Source organism: Neisseria sp. P0009.S007, from assembly GCF_051962515.1.
Map to the genome: position 1 here is coordinate 1 of NZ_JBQCVF010001190.1, position 251 is coordinate 251.

Below are 251 nucleotides of genomic sequence, written 5' to 3' on the forward strand. Positions count from 1 at the left end.
GTCTTTGTAGTTATCCCAGTGACCGGATTTTTCCCAAAAGGTTTTATCCATGATTTGGGGGGTTTTGACTTCTTTGTAACCGGCGGCATTCAGCTCTTTACGCATATGCTGCTCGATAGTCTGCCACAAAGCCCAACCTTTGGGATGCCAAAACACCATACCCGGCGCTTCGTCCTGCAAGTGGAACAAATCCAGTTGCTTGCCCAATTTGCGGTGGTCGCGTTTTTCTGCTTCTTCAATACGCTGGATAT

The 251-nt window shown here is 47.8% G+C and carries 1 pseudogene; it reads right to left on the minus strand.

What is annotated here, in order from left to right:
• Positions 1-251: pseudogene (locus ACTHS3_RS18265) on the minus strand (threonine--tRNA ligase); the annotation flags it as partial.